25 protein-coding genes are annotated in these 25,607 nt (G+C 42.9%); 11 read left to right on the forward strand and 14 right to left on the reverse strand.

Translation table 11 applies throughout. From position 1 onward, the window contains the following. Window positions 1-261 precede the first annotated feature (261 nt). The 3 genes from rnc to ACUNWA_RS03235 are packed head-to-tail and all read right to left on the reverse strand — an operon-like array spanning window position 262 to window position 2,502. A complete protein-coding gene (gene rnc, locus ACUNWA_RS03225) occupies window positions 262-999 on the reverse strand; it encodes a ribonuclease III (protein WP_445590442.1) in 738 nt (245 codons plus the stop codon). A gap of 4 nt (window positions 1,000-1,003) precedes the next feature. Continuing rightward, window positions 1,004-2,245, reverse strand: coding sequence for a beta-ketoacyl-ACP synthase II (gene fabF, locus ACUNWA_RS03230; protein ID WP_445590443.1), 1,242 nt, complete (start codon window positions 2,243-2,245; stop codon window positions 1,004-1,006). 20 nt (window positions 2,246-2,265) lie between these two features. Then, window positions 2,266-2,502, reverse strand: a complete 237-nt coding sequence (locus tag ACUNWA_RS03235; RefSeq protein WP_159521093.1) for an acyl carrier protein — start codon at window positions 2,500-2,502, stop codon at window positions 2,266-2,268. 188 nt (window positions 2,503-2,690) lie between these two features. On the opposite strand from ACUNWA_RS03235, the gene purN reads away from it, so the two are divergent. Continuing rightward, entirely contained in the window at window positions 2,691-3,263 is a 573-nt protein-coding gene (gene purN, locus ACUNWA_RS03240; RefSeq protein ID WP_445590444.1) for a phosphoribosylglycinamide formyltransferase, read from the forward strand. 91 nt (window positions 3,264-3,354) lie between these two features. Here the strand turns inward: purN and ACUNWA_RS03245 are convergent, their stop codons facing one another. From ACUNWA_RS03245 to leuS, 5 genes are all read right to left on the reverse strand, one after another. Then, a complete protein-coding gene (locus ACUNWA_RS03245) occupies window positions 3,355-4,602 on the reverse strand; it encodes a peptidoglycan DD-metalloendopeptidase family protein (protein ID WP_445590445.1) in 1,248 nt (415 codons plus the stop codon). Window position 4,603: 1 nt separating this feature from the next. Continuing rightward, window positions 4,604-5,473, reverse strand: a complete 870-nt coding sequence (locus ACUNWA_RS03250; RefSeq protein ID WP_445590446.1) for a YitT family protein — start codon at window positions 5,471-5,473, stop codon at window positions 4,604-4,606. A 187-nt stretch (window positions 5,474-5,660) separates the two neighbouring features. After that, window positions 5,661-6,929, reverse strand: a complete 1,269-nt coding sequence (locus ACUNWA_RS03255; protein ID WP_445590447.1) for a hypothetical protein — start codon at window positions 6,927-6,929, stop codon at window positions 5,661-5,663. A gap of 213 nt (window positions 6,930-7,142) precedes the next feature. Beyond that, window positions 7,143-7,661, reverse strand: a complete 519-nt coding sequence (locus tag ACUNWA_RS03260) for a hypothetical protein (protein ID WP_445590448.1) — start codon at window positions 7,659-7,661, stop codon at window positions 7,143-7,145. A gap of 210 nt (window positions 7,662-7,871) precedes the next feature. After that, window positions 7,872-10,523, reverse strand: coding sequence for a leucine--tRNA ligase (gene leuS / locus ACUNWA_RS03265; RefSeq protein ID WP_445590449.1), 2,652 nt, complete (start codon window positions 10,521-10,523; stop codon window positions 7,872-7,874). A gap of 2,026 nt (window positions 10,524-12,549) precedes the next feature. Between leuS and ACUNWA_RS03270 the strand changes: the two genes are divergently transcribed. The 6 genes from ACUNWA_RS03270 (at window position 12,550) to ACUNWA_RS03295 (ending at window position 17,257) form a co-directional block, all read left to right on the forward strand. Continuing rightward, on the forward strand, window positions 12,550-12,768 hold the full coding sequence (locus tag ACUNWA_RS03270; RefSeq protein ID WP_445590450.1) for a GldL-related protein: 219 nt from the start codon (window positions 12,550-12,552) through the stop codon (window positions 12,766-12,768). Window positions 12,769-12,889: 121 nt separating this feature from the next. Further along, window positions 12,890-13,279 carry a hypothetical protein gene (locus tag ACUNWA_RS03275; protein ID WP_445590451.1) on the forward strand — a complete coding sequence of 130 codons (390 nt, stop codon included), beginning with the start codon at window positions 12,890-12,892 and terminating at the stop codon, window positions 13,277-13,279. 521 nt (window positions 13,280-13,800) lie between these two features. Further along, window positions 13,801-15,285: a sulfatase family protein gene (locus ACUNWA_RS03280; RefSeq protein ID WP_445590452.1), complete on the forward strand. Its 1,485-nt coding sequence runs from the start codon at window positions 13,801-13,803 to the stop codon at window positions 15,283-15,285. Window positions 15,286-15,327: 42 nt separating this feature from the next. Beyond that, window positions 15,328-16,641, forward strand: coding sequence for a sulfatase-like hydrolase/transferase (locus tag ACUNWA_RS03285; RefSeq protein ID WP_445590453.1), 1,314 nt, complete (start codon window positions 15,328-15,330; stop codon window positions 16,639-16,641). A gap of 77 nt (window positions 16,642-16,718) precedes the next feature. Next, window positions 16,719-16,940: a PLD nuclease N-terminal domain-containing protein gene (locus ACUNWA_RS03290; protein WP_445590454.1), complete on the forward strand. Its 222-nt coding sequence runs from the start codon at window positions 16,719-16,721 to the stop codon at window positions 16,938-16,940. Window positions 16,941-16,972: 32 nt separating this feature from the next. Then, entirely contained in the window at window positions 16,973-17,257 is a 285-nt protein-coding gene (locus tag ACUNWA_RS03295; RefSeq protein WP_445590455.1) for a hypothetical protein, read from the forward strand. A 27-nt stretch (window positions 17,258-17,284) separates the two neighbouring features. Here ACUNWA_RS03295 and ACUNWA_RS03300 read toward each other — a convergent pair whose 3' ends face one another. Continuing rightward, window positions 17,285-17,539 (reverse strand): transporter suffix domain-containing protein, encoded by a 255-nt coding sequence (locus tag ACUNWA_RS03300; RefSeq protein ID WP_445590456.1) that lies wholly within the window; start codon window positions 17,537-17,539, stop codon window positions 17,285-17,287. A gap of 203 nt (window positions 17,540-17,742) precedes the next feature. Between ACUNWA_RS03300 and ACUNWA_RS03305 the strand changes: the two genes are divergently transcribed. Next, window positions 17,743-18,348: a MarC family protein gene (locus ACUNWA_RS03305; RefSeq protein WP_445590457.1), complete on the forward strand. Its 606-nt coding sequence runs from the start codon at window positions 17,743-17,745 to the stop codon at window positions 18,346-18,348. A gap of 487 nt (window positions 18,349-18,835) precedes the next feature. On the opposite strand, the gene rfbC is transcribed toward ACUNWA_RS03305, so the two are convergent. After that, window positions 18,836-19,399 (reverse strand): dTDP-4-dehydrorhamnose 3,5-epimerase, encoded by a 564-nt coding sequence (rfbC, locus tag ACUNWA_RS03310; protein WP_445590458.1) that lies wholly within the window; start codon window positions 19,397-19,399, stop codon window positions 18,836-18,838. A gap of 42 nt (window positions 19,400-19,441) precedes the next feature. Then, window positions 19,442-20,221 carry a sugar phosphate nucleotidyltransferase gene (locus tag ACUNWA_RS03315; RefSeq protein ID WP_445590459.1) on the reverse strand — a complete coding sequence of 260 codons (780 nt, stop codon included), beginning with the start codon at window positions 20,219-20,221 and terminating at the stop codon, window positions 19,442-19,444. Window positions 20,222-20,612: 391 nt separating this feature from the next. On the opposite strand from ACUNWA_RS03315, the gene ACUNWA_RS03320 reads away from it, so the two are divergent. From ACUNWA_RS03320 to ACUNWA_RS03330, 3 genes are all read left to right on the forward strand, one after another. After that, a complete protein-coding gene (locus tag ACUNWA_RS03320; protein ID WP_445590460.1) occupies window positions 20,613-21,479 on the forward strand; it encodes a cation diffusion facilitator family transporter in 867 nt (288 codons plus the stop codon). A 121-nt stretch (window positions 21,480-21,600) separates the two neighbouring features. Next, on the forward strand, window positions 21,601-22,059 hold the full coding sequence (locus ACUNWA_RS03325; RefSeq protein WP_445590461.1) for a DUF6452 family protein: 459 nt from the start codon (window positions 21,601-21,603) through the stop codon (window positions 22,057-22,059). After that, complete coding sequence (locus ACUNWA_RS03330) at window positions 22,010-22,699, forward strand: DUF6048 family protein (RefSeq protein ID WP_445590462.1); 690 nt, start codon at window positions 22,010-22,012, stop codon at window positions 22,697-22,699. The genes ACUNWA_RS03325 and ACUNWA_RS03330 overlap by 50 nt, the downstream gene beginning before the upstream one ends. Before the next feature lie 334 nt (window positions 22,700-23,033). Here the strand turns inward: ACUNWA_RS03330 and groL are convergent, their stop codons facing one another. From groL to secG, 3 genes are all read right to left on the reverse strand, one after another. Further along, window positions 23,034-24,671: a chaperonin GroEL gene (gene groL / locus ACUNWA_RS03335; RefSeq protein WP_445590463.1), complete on the reverse strand. Its 1,638-nt coding sequence runs from the start codon at window positions 24,669-24,671 to the stop codon at window positions 23,034-23,036. 31 nt (window positions 24,672-24,702) lie between these two features. Then, window positions 24,703-24,981, reverse strand: a complete 279-nt coding sequence (locus ACUNWA_RS03340) for a co-chaperone GroES (RefSeq protein ID WP_445590464.1) — start codon at window positions 24,979-24,981, stop codon at window positions 24,703-24,705. Between the two features lie 263 nt (window positions 24,982-25,244). Continuing rightward, a complete protein-coding gene (gene secG, locus ACUNWA_RS03345; RefSeq protein ID WP_445590465.1) occupies window positions 25,245-25,595 on the reverse strand; it encodes a preprotein translocase subunit SecG in 351 nt (116 codons plus the stop codon). Window positions 25,596-25,607 lie beyond the last annotated feature (12 nt).

The following is a 25,607-nucleotide window of genomic DNA, read 5'->3' on the forward strand; positions in this document are numbered from 1 at the left end:
ACATTGCATACAGTAAAGGGATTCCCGAAAGTTTTTAGAAGCGAAATTCTTAACAGGCTTTAACATTTGTTTGCACCGTTAAACGCTTTCAGTCTCTATATTTGTGACAAGCAAATGTAAAACAATACTTTACAGAAAAGTAGATAGACAGTATTTTTTTATAAATAGAATTTAGGTTTTAGTTTTTAGAGCGGAGTTGAAAGACTCCGCTTTTTTTTGCTTGGGAGAATGGTAATGGAGGGCAGTTGGCAGTTGTTTGGTTTAAACGTCCAGTTGATCCAGTTTGGCCAGCGCTTCTTTTGAGGCATTTTGCTGCGCCTCTTTCTTTGAAGCTCCTTGTCCTTTTCCCACTAACTGGCTGTTGACAGTAATGGTGGACTGGAAGAGTGGCTGGCGACTATCTGAGGTCGTTTTTTCAACCGTTTCGAAATCCACATCGTTCTTATTCTTCTGGCTCCATTCAATTAACTGACTTTTGTAGTTGGTGTTGGTATGTTGAATTTCGTCCAGATTAACTTGTTGTAAGAGCAGTTTTCGGATAATAAACTGTCGGGTAACCTGGTAGCCTTTATCCAGGTATAGGGCACCAATAATGGCTTCCAGCGCATCGCCGTAAATATGGCTGTTCTCTTTAGTGTTGTTGGTGTTGGACTGGATGTAGTAGTTTAGTCCAATCTGAAAGGTTAACTCCGTCAGGAAGCTCCGGTTAACCAACTTGGAGCGCATTTGTGTGAGAAAACCCTCGTCCATGTTTGGAAAACGGTTGTATAAGAACTCGGCAATGACGGCTCCTAAAATAGCATCGCCCAAATATTCCAGGCGCTCATTATTAACCCAATTTCCTTGCGAATCCGTTTTGGAGGCCGACCGGTGGGTAAGCGCGGTTTCGTATAACTTGAGGTTATTTGGAGTACTGTTAAATAGTGCTCGTAAAAATAAATAAAACTCTTTTCTCGGTGAAGAAAAGAGTTTTATTTTTTGTGCGATATTTCTAATCACTTATTCAGTATTTCTTAAAAATAACAGTCGCGTTGTGTCCTCCAAAACCAAAGGTATTGCTGAGGGCATAAGTAATCTTACGCTCTTTGGCTTTTCCAAAGGTGAAATCCAATTTACTGTCAATCTCAGGATCATCAGTAAAATGATTGATTGTTGGAGGAATAATTCCATCTCTGATAGCCAGAATGGAGGCAATGCCTTCAATAGCACCAGCTGCTCCCAGCAAGTGTCCGGTCATCGATTTGGTGGAACTGATGCTTAAATTATAAGCATGCTCGCCAAAACATTTTTGAATTGCTTTTGGCTCTGCAATGTCTCCTAGTGGAGTAGAGGTTCCGTGAACATTGATATAATCAACGTCTTCCGGTTTTATGCCGGCATCTTCCATAGCCCAATTCATGACTAAAGTAGCGCCTTTGCCGTCAGGATCAGGGGCAGTCATGTGGTAAGCGTCTGCAGACATTCCTCCACCGGCAACTTCGCCATAGATTTTGGCACCACGTTTTACAGCGTGTTCATACTCCTCAAGAATAAGGGCGCCTGAACCTTCCCCCATGACAAAACCATCGCGGTCTTTATCAAATGGGCGAGATGCTGTTTTGGGGTCATCATTTCTGGTCGAAAGTGCACGCATGGAATTGAAACCACTTAATCCGGCTTCGTTAATTGCTGCTTCTGATCCACCTGTGATGAACAGGTTGGCTTTGCCCATGCGGATGTAATTGAAGGCTTCAATTATAGCATGAGACGCCGAGGCACAAGCAGAAACTGTCGTGAAGTTTGGTCCTCTGAATCCGTAACGGATGGAGAGCATACCCCCGGCTATGTTGGCAATCATCTTTGGAATAAAGTACGGATTAAACTTGGGGCGTTCAATATTGTAGGCCCGGGATTCTTCAAAAAATGTTTGAAGTCCTCCGATTCCTGCTCCCCAAATAACACCGGCACGATCTTTATCAATGGTTTCCAGGTCAAGACCTGAATCTTCCATTGCTTGTTGTGCAGCACCGTAGGCATACAACGTGTAAAGATCGTGCTTGCGCACTTCCTTTTTCTCTACATAAACTGTAGGGTCAAAGTCTTTGACTTCGCATGCAAACTGAGTTTTTTGCAGATCAACATCGAATTTCGTAATTCGACCAGCTCCGCTTTCTCCGTTTTTCAGCGCTTCCCAAAACTCCTCAACAGAATTACCAAGCGGGCTCACGGTTCCAAGTCCGGTAATAACTACCCGTTTAAATTCCATAAATGTTTAATTCAAATTTATTACTTTACGTTTGCCTCGATGTGCGAAACAGCTTCTCCTACTGTCGAAATCTTTTCAGCTTGATCGTCTGGAATAGCTAAATCGAATTCTTTTTCGAATTCCATGATCAACTCAACAGTATCAAGCGAATCTGCACCTAAGTCATTTGTAAATGAAGCTTCGTTAGTCACTTCACTTTCGTCAACGCCTAATTTGTCGACAATAATTGCTTTAACTTTACCTGCAATATCAGACATAGTTCTAATTTTAAGTTAATATTCAATTTTGTTTTTAAAAAATCCGGTGCAAAGTAATAAATTTACCCAAAATATATCAAAGAAAAATCGAAATAAATAGCTGTTTGGAGCTGTAAGTTGTTGATTATCTAAACTATATTTGAACATGTGAGTCTAATATTCAAAAACGAATCAGAATTAAAAATAAGATGAAGAAGATTGCCATTTTCGCCTCAGGATCAGGCACTAATGCTCAGAATATCATCGAGTATTTCCAGAATAACCGACATGTTACTGTCGATTCATTGTGGTCGAATAATGAGAATTCCTATGCGCTTATTCGTGCCGAACGACTTGGAGTTGAGACTTTTACTTTTTCGCGCGATGAGCTTTATGGTAGCGTTGACGTGCTGGAGGAGCTCGTTGATCGAAAAATTGACATGATTGTGCTTGCAGGCTTCCTTTGGTTGGTCCCAAAATACCTTACGGAGGAGTTTAAAGTCGTCAATATTCACCCAGCCTTGTTGCCCAGGTATGGTGGAAAAGGAATGTATGGTCGTTTTGTGCACGATGCCGTTGTGCAGAATAAAGAGAAAGTTTCGGGTATTTCTGTCCATTATGTGAATGAGCGGTATGATGAAGGGAATATTATCTTCCAGGCTACCTGCGAATTGGTGAAGGGTGATCTGGCAGAGGATGTGGCCCGGAAAGTTCATGAACTCGAACTGGAGCATTTCCCCCGGGTGATTGAGGAAGTTCTTTTTGCTGAAGAGGAAGACTAACGACTTCGATTGAGGCCATCTACCAGAGGAGAAATCAGTTTTTCCTCTAGTAGATCTTAACTTTAAGTGTGGCCCGGAAATTTCGTATGCCCTACTGTTGGAAAGGAATTAACTCCAGTTGCTTACTTAGAGAGTCTTTAAGAGCATTAAAACTAGCTTTATTGGCTTCAAAAACCGGTTCCACCGGTGGAGCTTCCACTTTGAGCGGATCCATCGGCGATCCGTTTCTGAAAACCCGAAAGTCGAGGTGCGGCCCTGTAGCCAGCCCGGTTGCTCCCACATACCCGATTACTTGTCCTTGCTTGACGCGCACTCCGGGGGCCATGCCTTTTGCATAGCCATGCAGGTGCATGTAGCATGTTGTATACACCGAGTTGTGCTTGATGTAAACATAGTTTCCACCGCCACGACGCTGGTAGGCTTTGCGAGTTATGACGCCATCGCCGATTGATCGCACCGGTGTTCCGGTTGGAGCGGCATAATCAATGCCATGATGTGGACGTCTTATTTTTAATACCGGATGGTATCGGCTGTTTGAAAAGCGACTGCTAATGCGCGAAAACTCTAAGGGTGATTTCAGAAAAGCCTTTTTAAGACTATTCCCTTCTTCGTCGAAATAGCTTAAGGTGCTGTCTTGTTCAAACAGGAAAGCGTAGAAGTCCTGCTTCATATGCTGAAACTGACAGGCATAAACTTCGCCAATGCCAATCGGGGTGGAATCGACATACATTTCTTCATAAATCAATCGGAACTGATCGCCCCGCTGAATGCCATAGAAATCGATGGTCCACTGGTAAATGTCGGACAGTTCATTCGCCAATACCGGATTGATGTTATTGTCCGTCATGGCATTCCAAAGCGACGATTTGATGGTGCCGGAGGCGGTTCTCAATTCCCGATGGATTGGTTTCTGACCTCGGTAAACGTCAATGGAGTCGCCTAAAAGATAAACCACATAGTCGGTGTTATCAATCTCATAAACGAAATAGGCCGGTGTGTGAAGGCTGTCTTTCTTTAGGAAAAAGTGGTAGCGGTTTTTATGTTTTATTTTTCGCACGTCGAAAATGGGTTTCGATTTTCGCGCGAGCTGGTCAATCATTTGGTACGAAATATTTTTCTTTACCAGAATGTCGGATAAGTTCTGGTTGCGCAGGATGTTGTCGGTTTCAATGTTAAACGAATCAGCCGGAAGGCCAAATTGCAAGACCGGTTCAGGGATTGGGATTGGTTCCGGTTTGGGAACTCGTTCCGGTTTCGATTCGGGGGGGCTTGTTATAAATAGAACCAATAAACTAATAGCGACTAGTAAAAAAATAACTTCTGCAATATATTTCTTCATATTAATGTTTCATCTTATCAAATCCTTGTCCGAAAACGCCCATCACACTTCCCATCGAAATAAACGCCTCAGGGTCTATTTCTTTTAGCTTTCTGAAAATCAGGCTGGATTCTCTTTTCCGGACAACGGTCATGACTATTTTTACATTTTGCTGGGTGTACCAACCTGTTCCGTCCATTACCGTAACGCCTCTACCTACATTATTATTGACGTAATTGGCAATTTCTTCAAAATTCTTCGAAAATATAAAAATTTGGGCAGAAGCATTCGATCCATTCAAAAAAGCATCGATTGCAAAGGAAACAACCCACATGTTCACAAAGCCATAAACAAGTTTTCCGGGCGACTGAAACACAAAATAACTGGAGGCAATAATAATAACATCGCAATACATGATAATACGCCCCGGGCTGATGTTGCGGTTTTTATTGATAATCATGGCGATGATGTCGGTTCCGCCGGTGCTGCCGCCACGGGTAAAAACAATGCCGATACCTGCGCCGCCAAGCATGCCGCCAAGTACAGCCGACAGGAAGGTGTCATCAATTAGCGGAGTGGTGATCATGCCGGGAGTTAACCAAAACAGGAAGGTGGCTACAGCCATGCTAAAAACTGTTTTGATCCCGAAATTTGTTCCGAGTGTTTTGATGGCAATAAGGATAAGGAACACATTAATAACAAAGTAGGAAACCGCAATTGGAATGTTGGTGCCGTAGAAGATAACTGCTGACAACCCACTGATACCACCTCCGGTGATCTCCGCAGGAATCAGGAATACGGTCCAGCAAAGGACGTATAGCGTCATCCCGAAGGTGATTACCAAGTAATCCATGAAGGTTGTTTTCAGCTTTTCTTTATATTCTTGTGTCATTTCCTCTTTTGTTATCTCGATTGCTAATTAATTGTTGTCATTTCACCTTGAATTGACAGGTGGCTTGGGCTGCAAAAGAATGCTTTTTTATCGAGGAAAAGATGGATAAATATCACTGTTTGTAAGTTTAACGAAAAGCTTATGTTTCGGATAGATTGGGAGCTGTTTGGGAAGAGAAAAAAGAGGTTCATAAATTCAGAATAACCCAGTTGTCTTTGCGTTGCGACCAAACAAAATCGACGCTAATGGCCAGCCATGGAATGGAAGGAACCCTTAACTTTAGATTGGTATAGGCTGAATAGTATGGTTTAGCATTAAATAGACTGAGGTATTTTGAAGCTCCATTCCCCAGGTTGAAATAGAAGGACTGAACCATAGCAAGCCATTGTCGGTTGAAGTAGGTCAGTTCGCTTCCGATGGAGGCTGCATAATAGGCTTTTCCGGAAACCTCGCCGGCATAAGTTCCTTTTACATCATTTCGGTAGAAAAGCAGGGAAGGGATGTTGGTCGAGGTATAGGCCGTTGTGGCGGAGCACGAGAATTGAACCACGCGATTGAATAGTTTGTGATAGGACGCTCCGGTTGATATGGTGTGATAGCTTGGGCTGTCGGTTGTGAGGCCAAGTCCCCAGCCCACACCCATGCCCAGGTGATAGCCATCTTTTTGATGGCGTTTTTGTTTGATGTAGCCCATTGATTCGCTTATACCAATCTGAAGATAAGAGACCTCGTAGTTGTCGGCGTGGGTGATGTCTGCGCTGATAAGGGTGCTGTCTGTTGCATGTTGGGTCAGGTGAAGGCTGATATCGGGCGAGAAGTTGTACTTGAAATCTGTGTGCCATGGATTTGAAATACCGAGTGAAAATTCTTTTTTCAGATAGCCTACTCCCCGTATTTTTTGCCCTCCTGCGTATTGGTAGTTCATGCTGTTTCCGTAGGTGAAACTACCAGAGAGAGCCATGTTGCGGTAAAGAAGCTGGCGTGGAATTGATGTTCTGATCCTAAGGTGTTTGTTGTTTGTTCCGGTGGTTCCGTTGAGCTCGAGTCCAATGTTTCGGCCCAAAAAGTTGTTGTCGTTTATGCCAGCCGAAAACTGGAAATTGTTTTTATTTCCATTGAAAGATAAGTTGGGGACTATTGTAAAGGCGTCTTTGGCGGTGATGTTAAGCAGATTTTGCCCATCCGGTAGTGAAGTGATTTCATAGTTGATGGTGGAGAAGTTTCCAATATTCCAGATTTTAAGCATGGACGTGTCGATGGCACTCCTCGTTGTTTGGTCGCCCATTTTCAGGTTCAGCTCCTGCAGGATAATGGCATCTTTGGTGCGCCAGTTCTTATTGATGCTTATGGAATCAATGGTAATTTCTTCCTGATGAATTTTGGGCTCCTGAGCAAGTAGGCTTATACTGCATTGCAAGAGAAGCAACAGGATGGCTTGTGTCTTAATCATTTTCATGAGTCCGAAAATAGATTAAGGTTTTATTGTAAGCCTTTGATTATGCTCCCAAAGGGATAAACTTCCGGTATTGGGGATGAATGCATGCCGACACGGGGAGCGGGTGGGCTTAAGGTGGCGATTTTGGGGATGAAATGGCCATTGGTAAATTACAATTGCTGGAGATTTGGAGAATAGGCTGGTAGCTCAGTGTTCTTTCTTGGTCGCTTGTGGCTATTCTGGCAGGACAACAGCAGGACTTGTTGGTATTATCATGGTATATTCCCATTTAAAGGATTTGTATTTTTTTCCTCTTGAAAGAAGTTGAATTCCTTTTATGGCTCCGAAGGTTCCCAAGGCAGCAATGCTGGCGGTGAATGGAATGAGAACAAGGGCAAAGCTACCCTCGGCTGCGACGGCAACTGTGCCGGCAAGACCTCCTGCGCCAGCCCAAATACCCAAAATTGAGAGAGCACTACCTCCTAAATTGCTGGAGGATGTCTTTGCGAATAACTCATCGATCTGGCTTAAATTGATGGTGTCGGACCCGATGGCAAGCGCTTCTTGTGAGACAATTTGAAACTTTCCTTTATAGGTTTGACCATCCTTTTTGATGGTGATTTTGGAGCCTTCCTGAATTACTCGGGATTGTTGATTTTTGAAATTATTGATTAAAAGGCCATTGGATGATTGAGCGGCTCCCTGATGTAAGAACAAGAAAAGAAAACTAAGAATCAAAATGGCTGATTTCATAAATTCTGACTTAAGTGTGTTGTGCTACTTTTGTTGCTGTAAGATAGTGTAAGACAGTATTTTATTGCGTGGACTAGATTGTAACATTCGCTGTGCCCAATTGTTTTGGTTTTGCGATCTAATTTATGGGAACGCCAAAAGTAATTCGCAAAAAAAAGGATGAATTCTACTCGCAGAATTCATCCTTTATAAGTTGGCAGGTCTTCTTACTTAGATGACCACGTTAATAATTTTCTTCGGAACATAAATCACTTTTTTGGGTGTTTTACCGTCCAACCATCGTTGTGACAGCTCGTGGGTGCTAATTGTTTTTTCCACTTCTTCGCGCGAAATATCCAGTGGCAGCTCCAATTTGAAACGCATCTTACCGTTGAATGAAACCGGGTATTCATGGGTGTCTTCCACCAGCAGGCTTTGGTCGGCTAAGGGCCAGGGCTCGTAAGTCAACGATTGTTTGTTGCCATATTGGCTCCACAGTTCCTCGGCCAGGTGCGGTGCGTAAGGCGCCAAAATGCGAGCAAATGTTTCAGCTGTCGCTTTGGTGACTTTCCCTTTTTTGATGGCCAGGTTGTTGAATACCATCAGGGCCGAAATACCCGTGTTGAATTTCAGGTTTTCAATATCGTCGCCTACTTTAATAATGGTTTGCTGCAACAGTTTTAGTACGTCTTTATCTTCTTCACCTTCCACAATGTTGTCGGGGTTGGCAAAGAAACGGTGGGCGCGGCTCAGGAATCCAAAGACCCCTTTCACTCCATTTTCAGCCCACGGCTTGGTGTCGTCCAGCGGCCCCATAAACATTTCGTACAAACGTAGGGCATCGGCACCGTATTTCGCAACCACATCGTCGGGGTTGATCACGTTTTTCAACGACTTCGACATTTTGGCTACAATCTGGCGCAGCTCTTCACCGGTTTGCGTGTGGAAATATTTACCGTCTTTTTCTTCTACCAGATCCGAAACCACTTTGGCTCCCGTTTGCGTTTCATAGGCAAATGCCAGAATCATTCCCTGGTTGTACAATTTTTTGAAGGGTTCCTCGGTCGAAACCACACCCAGGTCGAACAATACTTTGTGCCAGAAGCGCGAGTACAGCAAGTGCAGCACCGCATGTTCGGCACCACCAATGTATAGGTCAACCGGCATCCAGTAGTTTTCCAGTTTCGGGTCAAAAATTTGCTCATCGTTGTTGGGGTCGATGTAACGCAGGAAGTACCAGCACGAACCGGCCCATTGCGGCATGGTGTTCGTTTCGCGACGCCCCTTGCGGCCATTCTCATCCACTACGTTCAGCCAGTCGGTGGCATTGCCTAGTGGCGATTCGCCTCCTTCGCCGGGCTCAAATTTTTCCATTTCGGGCAAGGTCACCGGCAAATCATCTTCTACAACGGTTACTTCGCCATCTTCCCAGTGAATAACCGGGAAGGGCTCGCCCCAATAGCGCTGGCGGCTAAACAGCCAGTCGCGCAACTTGAAGTTGGTGGTTGCCTCACCAATTCCTTTTTCTTCCAGCCAGGCCGTAACCTGGGCAATTCCATCTTGCTTGTTCAGCCCGTTAATGTCGATGCCAGTCAGTTCGCTGGCCGAATTGATGTAAGCGCCATCTTCAGTCCAGCAAGCTTTGCCGGCCAGTACCTGTTCGCGTAATTCGGGTTCAGCATCTTTCGGATCGAGGATGCAAACGATGGGGATATTGAATTTTTCAGCGAACTCAAAGTCGCGGGTATCGTGCGCCGGAACAGCCATAATGGCACCGGTTCCGTAGCCCATCAATACATAGTCGGCCACCCAGATTTGGATTTTTGATCCATTCACCGGGTTGATAGCATAGCGACCAGTAAATACACCGGTCTTTTCTTTGGCCAGCTCGGTGCGGTCTAAATCGGACTTCAGCGAAGCAGCTTGTGAATATTTCTTTACTTCTTCTTTTTTGTCTTCTGCCAACAAGGCGTCCAGCATGGGATGCTCGGGCGAAACCACCATATAGGTAGCGCCAAACAAGGTGTCGGGGCGGGTGGTGTACACACGCAGTTTATCGGTCATGCCTTCTACGGTGAAGTCCACTTCAGCACCGATCGATTTGCCGATCCAGTTTTTCTGCATGTCTTTCACTCCTTCGGGCCAGTCCAGCTCGTCCAGTCCTTCCAGCAGGCGTTGGGCATAGTGTGGAATACGAAGCAACCATTGTTTCAAGTTCTTGCGAATCACCTGATGACCACATTTCTCATGCGCTCCATCGGTCAGCACTTCCTCGTTGGCACAAACTGTTTTACAGTTTTCGCACCACCATACCTGCGCATTGTCGTAATAGGCCAGGCGTTTTTTGCTGATATATTCTTTTACAGCGGCATCGCCTTCGGCTTTCACTTCCTCAGGAATAGGAAGCTCGCTGACAGGGCGACCTTTGCCTTGCTCGTAATCAAACCAAGTGTTGTACAGCTTGGTGAAAATCCACTGCGTCCATTTAAAATACTTCGGATCAGTGGTGTTGATTTCCCGGTCCCAGTCATAACTTAACCCCAGGGTTTTAATCTGCCGGCGGAAGTTGTCGCAGTTTTTGTTGGTGGTAACCGCCGGATGGGTTCCGGTTTGAATGGCATACTGCTCAGCGGGCAAACCAAAGGCGTCCCAACCCATGGGGTGTAGCACGTTGAACCCTTTCATCCGTTTGTAGCGGCTGATGATGTCGGTGGCCGTGTATCCTTCCGGATGCCCTACATGTAATCCCGAACCCGATGGGTAAGGAAACATGTCGAGAATGTAATATTTTGGCTTCGAAAAATCATTTTCGGTTTTGAAGGTTTTGTTTTCCTCCCAGTAGGCTTGCCATTTCGGCTCAATGTCCCAGAATTTGTATTCCATCGTATTGATTGATTAAAAGCATTTTTAGGTCGAAGACCTGTTTTCGTTTATTCATCGAAGAGTTGGTGGTTATTGCCGGCTTGCATCCGGAGATATTAACTCGTGTACCTCATTCGATTTGAGGCGCAAAGATAGCAAAAAGAAGGAAGAGTGCGAAGGGGAAAACAGGAGAGCTTTGAGTGTTGCCAGATGACAGTTGAGAGTTGTAAGTTGTCAGTTGTTAGTTTTCAGTTGACAGCAGTTCATGCTTTCGTGAGTTCATAAGTTCGTCGGGTTAAGCGTCTTCCTGAACTTGTTTCAGGATCTGTTGCTAATCAGAAGTTGTCGGTTTCGTGCGTTCGTACCTTCGGTTATGGGTTGTCCAAATAGCTTTGACCCGGTGCTTGGCCATTAAACGCTGACATGACCTTCGGACGCTGTCAGGTTGTGGGCTACCGTTTACGGATACGCTCTTTTCTCCTTCTTTTTTTCAAGGAGCAGTGGCACCGGTTTACCGGTGACGAGGTGGTTTTGTTGGTTAGGCTTTTATGTCAACGGCGATTTTCATTTCTTACAGTGAAGTTGGAAATAGAATCTCTGTAACTGCCAGATTAAGTCTGCACAGCTTATTTCAAAACGACTCCGGGGAGAGTTTGATTAAAACAAAATCGGTTCCCCAATCGCTGTTTACTAAATGATTCACCTGGCCGTTTCTTCCTTGCTCTTTGCCCCATGCGCTCTGCTCTTTTCCTTCAAGCAACCTTGTCCTTTTGGTTTGATCCAAAAGAACGAAAAAATCAAGGCGGACGATGCTTTTGAACGAAAACGACGGATCAGTCGCTCCTCGAAACCCAACTCCTCCCGCTGGTCGTCAAACAGGGTTTTCTTAGCGAGTGCCCGCGCTGATTCCTTCCCTTGTTTTCTGTTTCACAACCCTCGTAGGCCGCGCTTTTCACCTGCCGGTGAAGTTGGTGGAAGCAAGTCTTGCTGGTCATCGATTCGTACGTTCGTGACCTCGTACCCTCATGCGTTCGTACCTTCGTTGATCTGTCCTTTTGGCTTGATCCAAAAGAACGAAAAGATCAAGGCGGACGATACTTTTGAGAGAAAACGGCGGATCAGTCACTCCCCGAAAACCAACTCCTCCCGTTGGTCGTCAAACAAGGTTTTCTTAGCTAGTTCCGGCGCGGATTCCTTTCCTTGTTTTCTGTTTCAAAACCCTCGTAGGCCGTCCTTTTCACCTGGCGTTGAAGTTGGGGAGTTAGACTTTGTCTGTTGTTGGGAATCGGTTCGTGCGTTCATCTGTTTGCATCTTCTATTGCATTTTTCCGGACAGAATCATCTTCGGGCCAACTCCGGATCTTCTGCGTTGCTTCTGGGTATATTCTGTGTATCTTCTGTATTGACAAACACAGAAGATACGTTGAAATAATGTAGAAAAAACGTGGAATTAGTGGACTTGGTACGGAGCGATTGAGGGATTGACAAGTTTGAGTGCAGCTTGGTTGAGGCCAGCTGGGTTTTCAAGGCAGAAAATTAAGTTTGCAATAGTTCAATTAGAGAGGCAGATAAAGACGGAATGCTGAATGTTTTTATTTTAAAACAGCCTTGCTTTTTGCAATGATACGGATACAAATCCTCGCCAGTGAATGAGGTGCGAAAATGATGGTGAAGGGTTTAAAAATGAACTCCAGTAGCTAATTGGAGCATTCGGAGCAGCGCAAAAGGCTACTTCTGAAGTTAACCATAACGGCTCTACAGCATAAAAAACATAATGCAGTTTATCATTTTGTTTTGCTAACTTGCCTTTCGAAACAATAAACAACTATTTTCATTCAAGCTAATTAACTTTCCTGTAAATCGATAAACAAAAACTAATGAGAAAAACCCCTCTACGAACACCAACCACACCCAACAGGCATTTTAACCAGCAAAAACACATCCAGCTAAAGCGAATATACCCACAAGACTGTGGATATATTCGCTTTAATCCAAATAACAGGAAAGCCTTTAAGAACCTAAACGATAACGATAAAAATCGATTCTCATGACCAGAGAACAAACTGACAGCTTAATGGGCATGCTGTTAAATACTTCAGTTGCTTTAGTACTGATCGGTGCATTTTTCAAATTGCAACACTATCCCTATGGAAACCTCATCCTATGGACCGGATTCATCTCCGGCCTGTTAATACAGAGTTTTGAAATCAAGCGTTTAAAGCGAATTATTAAGAAACTGGAAAATAACGAACAAGAACCGGAATAAAAGCCTGTGCTAATAAAGTCCATATCGCATAGGGTTTCGGCAACTGATCGGCTGATTCGAAGTCAACCGATCGGTAAAAAAACTGATACGAATTCACTAACTAATTTTTAAAACTTATCAAATGAATCAACAACAATCTTTTAAGCTGAGCCCTGAAGCTTTAGCCGGTTTTAGCTCCGTTTTTATGAAACTGGTTTTTATGATTATCGCGGTTTACCTTTTAGTTATGGTTATCAATTTTTTGCGCGACAAGTTCATTAACCAAGAGGTGAGCAGCAAAAAAGAAGACATTTCCGATTTACTTACCATCTTGCATAAACTATTCTTTTTCGCAGGTTATGGATTCATTATTGCCAATATTATGCAGTATTTTTTTTCCAAGCTTCCTCATCGCTCAGGCGGTATGGTGAATATGAATCTCAGAGGAGAATGGGACTACCTGGCCTTTGGAGTCATAATCATCTTCATTGGTCTTGGCTTTAAAGCTGCGAATCGGATTTTGAAAAAATGAACGCAAATGAATAAATGCCAGCCTATAAAGGCACCGCATATGAGCTGACAGAATCTGCAAGGTGGGGCGCTTGTTCTTGTTTTTGAGGGTCTTATGTAGTTTAAAGTCAAACATTCTAGCTCATTTTGACATCAGAACGAATTTTTATCACTATTTTCAACAGGTAGCTTAAAAAACTTGATTCGGTTCATTTGTTTCTATCAGATGAGGCTTTTTAGACAGTCAACCGCCAGGCCCAATTAATATTAAAAGGGCTATTCTGATTACATCAGAGAATGATGAATCAAAAGATGAAGCAGCGGGGTATCAAAAAGAATTGAATAATTGCCAAATTAGTGCATGCTTATTCGAAATAAAAGTACCTGACGAAAAATAAACGCCATGGAAAAAGGTGTTACTGTAAGCTCTTTGCGTGGCAAGTTCATAAAGCAATTTATTAGGAGAACTCGTAAGTTATGAGATATCAATTTATAAAAAAGGGGGGACTTTTAGTTTCGGTTTTTGCAATAGCAGGCTGCCACATGGAGCCAAAACAAAATCAACCGAACATTTTAATTATTCATGCCGATCAGCACCGGATGGATTGTATTGGTGCGTATAACAATAAGGATGTAAAGACTCCGGCTATTGATAAGCTCGCGGCAGAAGGGGTGATATATCATAACTCATATTGTACTTTACCGGTTTGTACGCCTTCGCGCTATTCATTACTCTCAGGCATGTATGTGCATGAACACAAAGGATGGACAAATCACAGTACCTTGAATCCTTCGATTGAGACGTTTCCTGAAGTATTGCAAAGCGCAGGATACAAGACCAAAGCGATTGGGAAAATGCACTTTGCCCCAACTTATCTTGATGTTGGTTTTGAAGAAATGATTTTGTCAGAACAAGATGGTCCCGGAAGGTGGGATGATGATTATCATCGGGACTTGATGAAAAATGATTTGGTAGATGTAATCGATTTGGCGGATCAACGCCAGGAGTACCGAAAAAATGCATCAGAGGAATATTGGAAGTCCTATGGTACAATTACAACGAACTTGCCTGATGAATTTTATTCTACGAACTGGATTGCTGATCACGCCCTTGAAGCGCTTAACGAATGGGATCAATCGGGAAATATGTTGATGGTGGGTTTTATTAAGCCTCATCATCCGTTCGATCCTCCAACGAAATGGGCGGAAATGTACGACCCTGATCAATTGGAACTCTTGCCTGGTTGGACAGAAAAGCCTATTAGTGATGATATCCGTCAGCATCCCGGATATTTTTCAAATGCAGAATTAGATGAATCGATCTTGCGAAAGAGTATGGCCTACTACTACGGCAGCATTACTCAAATAGATTATGAAGTTGGACGGATGATAGCCATTTTGAAAGATAAAGGGATATACGACAACACCTTAATTATTTATACAAGCGACCACGGCGAGCATTTAGGTTATCATCATCAACTGTTGAAAGGGGGGAATTTATACGAGTCGATAATGAAAGTGCCATTAATTGTTAAATATCCTGAGAGCCAATATGGCGGAACCGAAAATAGAAAACTCGTATCTACGATTGATTTAGCTCCCACCGTATTGCGCATGGCTGGATTAGAACCACCGGAATCAATGTCAGGCTATCGTTTAAACAACGATTCAATTCGTCGAGAATACATTTTCGGACATGCCTGGCTTGGCGATCAGGCGATGGCCCGCTCAGAAAGATTCAAGCTTATTCGAAAAAGAAATGGGGAATCACTTTTTTTCGATCTTCAAAGCGATCCGCTGGAGATGACTAATTTATACCGAGACTCCAATTATCAGGATGAAATAGAATCACATGTACAAGCGATCGTCAGTTGGCAGGAAACAGATCGTTTGTTGGGTGAAAATTACCTTGATGAATATGCACCTATTATAAATCAACCGAACGCAACAAAATACAATGATGGACATCGGGAGAAAGTAACGAACTATTTTAGAAGAAAAATGACAGCCGAAAAAACGGACTATTGAAATAGCCAGCCGCCAATGTTAATTGCAAAAGAATAAAACCCAATGAGAACGATAAGCAGAAAATCAATACTGTTATTTGCCTTAGTTGTCTTTTCGTGTTCAATCCATGCCGAACGGAATCAATCGAATGTGATCCTGATCATGGTTGATGATATGGGATATGAATGTGTTGGTGCTTATGGCTCCACCTCCTATCATACGCCTAACATTGATAAAATGGCATCGCAGGGAATCCTTTTTTCAAACTGTGTATCTCAGCCTTTGTGTACTCCTTCCAGGGTGAAAATCATGACCGGTAAATACAACTACAGGAACTACGATTTTTTTGGACATTTAAATCTTTCTGAATATACTTTTGGAAATCTGATGCAAGATGCAGGATACGAAACCTGTATTGCCGGTAAATGGCAACTGAATGGATTGGCCTATAAAGACCTTATTCCGGATTGGCAAGACAACACCAGACCCCATAAATTCGGGTTTGACGAATATTGCTTATGGCAGCTTACAAAAGAGGGGCGAGAAGGCGGTAGGTATGCAAATCCTCTAATTGAACAGAACGGAGAAATCCTGGATCGAAATGTTGAAGCCTATGGCCCGGATATTTTTGCAGACTATATTTTGGATTTTATTGAGCGAAAAAAAGATAAACCCTTCTTTGTTTATTATCCCATGGTTTTGGTTCACGATCCATTTGTTCCAACACCAGATTCTCCGGATTGGGATAAGGAAGAAATCAGGTCTAAAAAGGATACGTCCTATTTTAAAGATATGGTTGCTTACACGGATAAAATTGTAGGGAAGATTATTCGTAAGCTCGAAGAATTAAATCTGGATGAAAACACCATACTAATTTTTACAGGCGATAATGGCACTCACCGTTCAATTCAATCGCGTGTAGCGGAGGAACTCATTGTCGGGGGAAAAGGAAAAACGACGGACGCAGGAACACATGTGCCTTTAATTGTATATTGGCCTGCCCGAATTAAAGCACAATTTGTATACAATGATTTGATCGAGTTCAGCGACTTTTTCCCAACATTCGCTGATTTAACAGAAACTGACATTAAGTCCGATGGAAAAAGTTTTTATCCCTTACTAATTGGCGGTGAGCATCAGCCAAGAAAGACTGCCTTTGTTCATTACGATCCTCGCTGGGGTAAAAATGTCAATCAATACAGAAATCAATTTGTACGATCATTGGAATATAAACTATACCCTGATGGCCGTTTTTATAATCTAACAAATGATAAGCTGGAAAAGAGTCCTTTATGCTTGGATGCTCTCAGCGCAGATGGATTAATAATAAGAACAGCTTTGGAGAATGAATTTGAGAAGCATCCAGCATGGAGATAAAATAAGACGCAATTGCGCGGTAGCAGGGGGAATAAAAAAACGAAACCCAGTAGACTAACTTTAGACTTTAAATATTTATGACAGCTCTTGGATTTATTAGTGGTGGAGAGATAATAATCGTACTCTTTTTTGTTTTATTTCTATTGGTTTTTGCACTGATTGCTCTTGTGGATATTTTAAAAAGCAATTTTAAAGGAAATGATAAACTGATCTGGGTAATTGTTGTGATTTTTCTTCTCCCCATTGGGGCAATGCTCTATTTCTTAATTGGCAGAAACCAAAGGATTTCAAATCCATAAACCAACTGACTAACTAATTTTAAACGTAGTTTATGAAGCGTATTAAGCGATTTAATGTTTGGCAAACAGCGAAAGTGGTTGCCTTGATGTATGTTCTGGTTATTGCTATTTTTATGATTCCACTGGGGCTGATTGGCAGTGTTGCCGGTGGCTTGTTTGGTAATGCCTTCCCGTTTAGCGGGGCGATGCTGATTTTTTTGCCCTTTGTTTATGGTATTCTCATTTTCCTGATGACCGCCTTGGGCTGTGCCATTTACAACCTGGTTGCCCGATGGGTAGGCGGAATTGAAGTGGAAGTTGAGCTGGTTGAGGCGTAAATGCAAGGTTTTCCGAAGAGGGGGAGCTCACTCTTCTTCGGACGTTTTTTTTTGAAACCAGTTGCCGGGGTTCAGCCGGGCTTTGTATTTGGTGAAAAGTTCTTTGCCTACCAGTAGGCCGCCCAGCCAAAAAACTACTTCCATTGCAATGAAACTGGCCGACGACCATACGACTTTTTGTTTGGTTTCGAGCTCCAAAAAGGGAATGAGCAGGGTGAGGGCAAAAAATACCCCGCTAAAAATCATCAGGAAGATACCCCATTTAAAGTTTTTCTTTTTCATGCTCTAACTAAAACGGTTGACTAAGCCGAAATGTTTGCCGGCCGGGAGGCGTGATCGTGAAAACGGTCGTGTTTTTTAGGCTGCTCAACAAGGCGTAATTTTATTTGATCGTTTAGAAAAATGTTCTGTTATTCGCAACATAGAATGTTGTCGGCCGATAGCCGGACACGAAATTAAAAACCGATAAAAAGTAGTATCAAGTTATGTTGTCATCCATCGTTGAATTCCTGGTCATGTTAAATCCGTTCGCCTTGTTTCTTTACCTCGAACCGATTCGGAAAGATTTGTCGCATCGCGATTTCATGATGGTAATTTTTAAAGCCACCTTAATTTCATTCTCCGTTTGTCTGATTTTCTTTTTGTCAGGCGATCTGTTTTTTCGCAAAATTTTCCAGATCGACTTTGAGTCTTTCCGGATTTTTGGTGGGGTCATCATCTTCTCTTACGCTTACTTTTACATTGTAAAGGGGCAGAAGGCATTGATTATGATTAAGGAGAACCTCGATGATCTGGCTTCTGAAATTGCTTTGCCTTTTATGGTGGGCGCCGGTTCTATTTCCCTGAGTATTTTGTTAGCTCACGACCAGTCGTACCTGATTGGGGGCGTTTCGCTGGCCGGTATCTTCCTGATCAACTTTCTGGTCATTTTTTTGCTGAAGACTTTTCGGGATTCGATTGAGAAGAAGAAGTTTAAAACAGCCTTTGATAAAAACATGGAAGTCTTGCTCCGTCTGAATGGTTTCTTTATTGGTGCCATTGGTATCAACATGGTGCTGATGGGTATCAAAAACCTGTTTGGAATTGGGTAGTGCGGGCAGTAGCCGAAGCCGAAAAAGGGATGAATCGATGCGATTCATCCCTTTTTTCTGAAAGTCATTTTTTTCTTGGGCCCTATAAGGTTTTTCGATAATTGCTTGAGTTATCCATGAAGTCTTATCAGATGGATTTTCCTCTTTGTCTTGAAACAAAGAGGAAACAGGAAATTTCAGAAAGCACTACGTTCAGCAGCTCCAAACAAGCTTGGATGCTGCCTTCACTCAAACGTGCTTTTCAAGGCTGATTTTTATCTTCATCCTCCATCTTTCTTAAAGCTAAGTTCAACGAGCGATTTCCTCCTTCGTCGGAACTTCTCGTTTGCACTAGCTCTTAGGTTGATTTCGGCCTTGATAAAAATAGGCCCATCCGCGTCTCAAAAAAACAACTCAAATTAGCATTCTTTCCTTTTAGGTCACTTTCATCCTTGTTGATATTCCTCATGAAAATTAAATACTTTTCGTCGGTTGTTGGAGAATTTCTTTAGAGTACGACACCGCCGCCGGTTAGTTCATCAAATTCCTTGAAGGTCATGTTGCGCAGGTCTTTGTCTGACAGTTGTGGGTTTTTTGCCGGCCATTGGATGTTGAGTGTGGGGTCGTTCCAGATGATGGCGCGCTCCGATTCGGGCGCATAGGCATTATCAACCTTATAGGTTACTTCGCTGATTTCGGAAAGGGTGCAAAAGGCGTGGGCAAAGCCACGTGGGATAAAGATCATCTTCTTGTTTTCCTCGCTCAACTCAATGGAGTCCCACTGCCCGTAAGTAGGCGATCCTTTGCGCAGATCGACACAATAATCGACAATGGAGCCGCGTATGCATCGCAGCATTTTGGTTTCGGTAAAGGGGGGCATCTGGATATGCAGTCCCCGGATGATCCTGGCTCTTTCCGATCGGGAGTGGTTTTCCTGCACCCAGTGCCGCTCTAGTCCGGCTTCTTTCAGGATTTTTTCATCGAATATCCGCATAAAAAAGCCACGCGGATCCATATGTGGTTGCAGTTGAATTTCGTATACACCTTTGAGTTTTCTTTCTGTGATTTTCATGTTGCAACGGTTTTTAGTTTTACATTATGCGGTGAAGTGCTATTAGTCCCATATTTTCCAAGTCGGATCTTGCTTCCATAGTTTGTTGAGCTCTTGGTTGTCGCGAAAGGTATCCATACACTGCCAAAAGCCTTTGTGCCGGTAAACCGACAATTGGTTTTCGCGAGTGAGTGCATCAAAAGCCTCCATCTCGAGGTCGGCCCCCGGATCGTTGGGGATGTAGTCAAGAAATTCTTTTTTGAATACAAAGTATCCTCCGTTGATTGGTTCTTTGTGGCAGGTATCTTTTTGTTTCTGTTTAAATTTTTCTACCTGTGCGCCGTTGGTTACCATGTCGCCAAATTTCGAAGGCGGGAAAACGCCGGTCACCGTGCCAATGGAGTCGTTCTTTTTGGCAAAGGCAATTAGCTCTTCGATGTTTATATCGGCCACCGCATCACCGTAAGTCAGCATAAAGTAGTCGTCATCAACAAATTTGCCGGCCAGCTTGGTTCGAAAACCTGTCATGGAATTGTCCCCTGTTTCTACCAACGTTACTTTCCAGTCTACATCATGGTCTTTGCCATGTATTTCAATATCTCCATTGGAGAGGTCTACCGAGAAGTTCCGGTTGTAGTTATAAAAATTAAGGAAGTAGTCGCGAATCACGTCGCCTTTGTAGCCCAGGGCTAGAATAAATTCGTTGTGTCCATAGTGGGCGTAGTGTTTCATAATGTGCCAAAGGATGGGGTGTTCGCCAACTTCAACCATTGGTTTGGGTTTGTATTCCGTTTCTTCTCGTAAGCGGGTGCCCATTCCCCCACATAGTATTATTGTTTTCATAAGTTATTGTTGTATTTGGTTTGTAGATTATTTATAAAGAACAGGAGACAATGTGGGTTTAATTTAATTGTGATTAAAAGTTACAATAATCCCTGTAATTGTGAGAGTTCCAAGTTTGATTTTTTACTATTATTTGAATATTCAACAAGAATGAATGGTGTATTGTTGAATGATATATTGATTTTGTCGTGGTTCTTTTCATGAATAAAAGTGAACTTCAACTGCTGTCTCGTATATTAAGGAGTCGGCCATGGTATTAAGCAAGCTGGCGAGAAGAATTGCCTCAGCGTTTTTCTTTGTGACGAGCACACTATAAAGGTTCATCTTCAAAAATCAAGGATTTCATTTGTCTTTTTCAAGCATAATTAGCTAGTTTTGTTCGGATAAGTTGATGAAAAATAACAATCATAAATATATTGTACAGGAAGGTTGGATCTCAATTATGACCAACCTGCTGCTGTTTGGGATTAAGTATTGGGCCGGTATTGTTTCCGGGTCCATTGCTCTAATCGCCGATGCCTGGCATACCTTGACCGACTCCGTGTCGTCGGTCATTGTTTTGATTGGAGGCAAGCTGTCCAGTAAACCGGCCGATGAAGAACATCCGTTTGGACATGGGCGAGCCGAACATATTGCCGCCATTATTATCGGAGTGCTGCTGGCCCTGGTCGCTTTTGATTTCGTTTTAAGTGCCATTGAAAAATTCAATAGTGGGGAGGGAGGCCGTTTTGGCACCATTGCCATTGTCGTAACCATCCTATCGATTTTGGGAAAGGAAGCTTTGGCTCAGTATGCTTTTTGGGGCTATCGCAAAACGGGCTCTTCCATTTTAAAGGCTGACGCCTGGCATCACCGCACCGACTCGCTGTCGTCGATTGTTATTTTAGTGGGAATCCTAGTGGGGAAATATTACTGGTGGATTGATTCTTTGTTAGCAATGATCGTCGCTTTTATGATTGCGTATGCCAGTTATGAGATTTTGTCAAAAGAAATTAAGAGTTTGCTGGGCGAGCGAATTGATCCGGAGTTGATCCACTTCATCAAAGTCGAGATTGATGGTCTTTTGGAGCGGGAAGTATTTATACATCATTTTCATTTGCACCAATATGGGCAACACAATGAGCTGAGTTGTCATATTAAACTTCCGGGCACTATGTCTTTAAATGAGGCGCATGTTATTTGTACCCGGATTGAAAACCGGATTATGGAAAAGTTTGGCTTGGTGACCACTATTCATCCGGAACCATTGGAAGACTAAGGAAAGCGGGAGAATCTTTTCCGTTGGGAAGCTTTCTTGTTTTATTTGTTAAAAAGTTCTTTCGGTTTGACTTCCATTCATGGGTAATATCCTTAAATTAGCGTTTTTGATTTTCGAAAAGATGAGAAAAATTCTTTACAGCTTGATTTGGCTTGTCCTGTTTGTGGCGTGCCAGGATGTTTTCGAATCTCCACCGCAGGCCTTGCTTGAAGTGAAGATTAAAAATGTGGATACCCTGAATACCCGGCAGCCAAAAGTGTCGGTGCATGGCGTAGGGAAGGACAGCATTTGGATTTATCAGGTAACAACCGATGTGTTTCGCTTGCCTCTTAGCAGTGGCGATACCACCAATTATGTGGTTTTACTCGATTCTATAGCAGATACGCTTAGTATCATTCATTCCAACGAACTGATTTTTGAATCAGCAGAGACGGGGTTTTACCAGGAATCAAAAATTTTAGATATCGAACACAGTTTTAATCGGATTGACGATTATGAAGTTACGGATAGCGCGGTCACAAAAAACTGGCATGAAAATATTCAGCTTTACATTTATTCTTTGCCTGCTGGCGATAACTAGCCTGGGGCAGCAACCTGAGCTTAAAAAGAAACCTAAACGGACCGATAAGTTCATCCATATGGATGGATTGCGGGTTGGTATGGATCTCTCGCGACCTATGCAACACTTGTGGAATAAGGGGGATCGATACGGTACCGAGTTGAGTTTCGATATGGAGTTGATTCCGAATCTGTATCCGGTTATTGAAACCGGTTGGGAGAAGCTGAAAATAGATCACGATTACCTGGACTATAGCTCGGCCGGGTCGTATACTCGCTTTGGTTTTGATTATAACCTGTTGGTTGCCGAGCATGCGAAAGATATGGACATTGTTTATGTTGGTCTTCGTTATGGTTTTAGTTTTGCCAACCAGCAAGTGAAAGAGTACCTGATAACAAACTATTGGGGGGATGTGACTGGTCGTATGGGAAAACAAAATTATACAGCTCAGTGGGCTGAGTTTGTGTTGGGAATCAAAGGAGAGGTTTTCCGGAATCTGTTTATGGGGTGGAGTATTCGTGGTAAATTGAAAATGAGTCAAAAGGACTTTGAGATGCCGCATGTGTATTTTAATCCCGGTTATGGCCCCGCTGAAAAGGAATTCAACTTCGACTTTTCCTATTCTATCTACTACAATCTGCCTTTTAACTTCCGAAAATAAGAAATAAGCACGCGTTGCCGGATACGTGACTCCCTTTCTCTGGAAATCAGAGAATCCAAATTTCCTTGCCCTGATTTTTGACTCCGGGACTCCCGATTTGTCCTATGTCGTGGCACACTACTGATGCTCTTTGCAGCTATTTTTGAAGCATGATGTTAGATCGCGTGAGCTTAAGAGTTTCGGTTGTGCAAGATTTATGCATAGACCAAGAATTTGGATGTGAGCCATTATGAAATACAGCCACTGACTTTGCGGCATAAAAAAACAGCGCATCAATTGAATGACGCGCTGCCTTTTTTATTTTAGATTTACTAATAATCGGAATGGTGTTCGATTACATCATGCCACCCATGCCGCCGCCCATTGGAGGCATAGCAGGAGCTGCAGGAGCATCTTCTTTTTCGTCTACCAACACGCACTCTGTAGTCAGGAACATACCAGCAATTGAAGCGGCATTTTCAAGGGCTACACGAGTTACTTTGGCAGGGTCGATAACTCCTGTTTCGTATAAGTTTTGGTATTCGTCAATGCGAGCATTGTATCCGAAGTCACCTTCGCCTTCACGTACTTTTTGTACGATTACAGCACCTTCTTTGCCGGCGTTGCCTACAATCTGACGTAGTGGCTCTTCGATGGCGCGTTTCACGATCTCGATACCTGTTGTTTCGTCTTCGTTGTCTCCTGTCAATCCTTCTAACGAAGCAATGGCGCGGATGTAAGTTACACCACCTCCAGGAACGATTCCTTCTTCAACAGCAGCACGTGTGGCACTCAAGGCGTCATCAACACGGTCTTTCTTTTCTTTCATTTCCACTTCAGAAGCGGCACCAACGTATAGAACAGCAACACCACCGGCTAATTTAGCCAGACGTTCTTGCAGTTTTTCACGGTCATAGTCAGAAGTTGTAGCTTCAATCTGACGTTTGATCATGCTTACGCGAGATTTGATTGCTTCATCTTCGCCAGCACCAGCAACAACTGTTGTGTTTTCTTTGTCAACAGTAATTTTTTCAGCTTGACCCAACATTTCGATTGTTGCGTCTTCCATTTTCATGCCTTTTTCTTCAGTAATCACTGTTCCACCTGTTAGGATGGCCAGGTCTTCCAGCATTTCTTTACGACGATCACCAAATCCAGGAGCTTTAACAGCGCATACTTTCAATGAACCACGCAGGCGGTTAACAACCAAAGTAGCTAGAGCTTCTCCGTCAATATCTTCAGCAATGATCATCAATGGACGGCCAGTTTGAGCGGTTTGTTCCAGTACAGGAAGCAGGTCTTTCATGGTGCTGATCTTTTTGTCGTGGATCAGGATGAAAGGATTTTCAAGGCTGGCTTCCATTTTTTCAGTATCAGTAACAAAGTAAGGAGAGATGTAACCACGATCGAATTGCATACCTTCAACAACATCAACATAAGTTTCTGTTCCTTTGGCTTCTTCAACAGTAATTACGCCTTCTTTGTGTACTTTTTCCATCGCTTCAGCAATCAATGAGCCGATTGCTTCGTCTCCGTTTGCAGAAACTTTAGCGACTTGCTTAATTTTGTTGTAGTCGTCGCCAATATTTTGAGCCTGATTGCGAATGCTTTCAACAACTTTAATGACGGCTTTGTCGATACCACGTTTCAGGTCCATTGGGTTAGCACCTGCAGTCACGTTTTTCACACCTACATTAACGATTGATTGAGCCAAAACAGTTGCCGTAGTTGTTCCGTCACCAGCGTCATCACCTGTTTTGCTGGCTACTTCTTTCACCATTTGCGCGCCAATGTTGGCATATGCGTCTGGTAGTTCAATTTCTTTGGCAACAGTAACGCCATCTTTGGTAATTTGAGGAGCTCCAAATTTTTTCTCAATAACCACGTTTCGGCCTTTAGGTCCAAGGGTTACTTTTACGGCGTCAGCCAATTGGTCAACTCCTCTTTTTAGCAATTCTCTTGCTTCGACATCGAATTTAATTTCTTTTGCCATTGGTATTCTTTTTAAAGATTTTCAGTTTAAATTAGACAATGTATAAAACATCGGTTTGTGACATCAACAAGTAATCTTTTCCGTCGATGTTCAACTCCGTTCCGGAGTATTTTCCGTAGAAAACAGTATCGCCAGCTTTTAATTCCATTGGCTCGTCTTTTTTAGCTTCACCAACCAAAACGACTTGACCAACTTGTGGCTTTTCTTTTGCTGAATCAGGAATAATAATTCCACTAGCTGTTTTTGTTTCTGCTTCCTGCGGTTGAACCAGGATTTTACCTGCAAGGATTTTACCTTTTAACTCTGCCATCTTTCAAATTATTTTTAGTTAGACATATTTTAAAATTGTTACCCTTACCTATCGAATTTTGTGCCAAAACAAATCCACCGTCGAATGGCGAATGAATTGAGACATTTTTTCATTCAAAAGCGTAGTGAATGTCGGGTTGTCTGGGTTTAATTGCTTATTGTCAGTATTTTGCTGCTTTTGTCAGGGCGGTTGGATACCTGACATTTGGGCATAAAAAAACCACTCGCTTAAGGAGTGGTTTCTAACTATGAGGTTAAAATAATTTATTCTGCAGGTGTTTCTTCTGCGTTGTCTTCTGCCGGTGCTGTCATTGGGAAATCAGGAACGGCATTAGGATCAACTGCATTTTCAATTTGCTCCTGAATTGCTGATTGGTTAGCTTCTTCAGCTGATCTTGGGATGAATGCGCTTCCCATGACAGACAAGACTAACAGCGCTCCGGCTAAATACCAGGTTGCTTTTTCCAGGAAATCAGTTGTTTTGCGAACGCCCATAATCTGATTTGAAGACTGGAAGTTGCTTGCTAAACCACCACCTTTTGAGTTTTGAACCAATACAATCAGAATCAAAAGAGCACAAGTGATGAAAATTAAAACAGTAATTAGCGTATACATGGTTAGCTATTA

The organism is Sunxiuqinia sp. sy24, assembly GCF_052677165.1.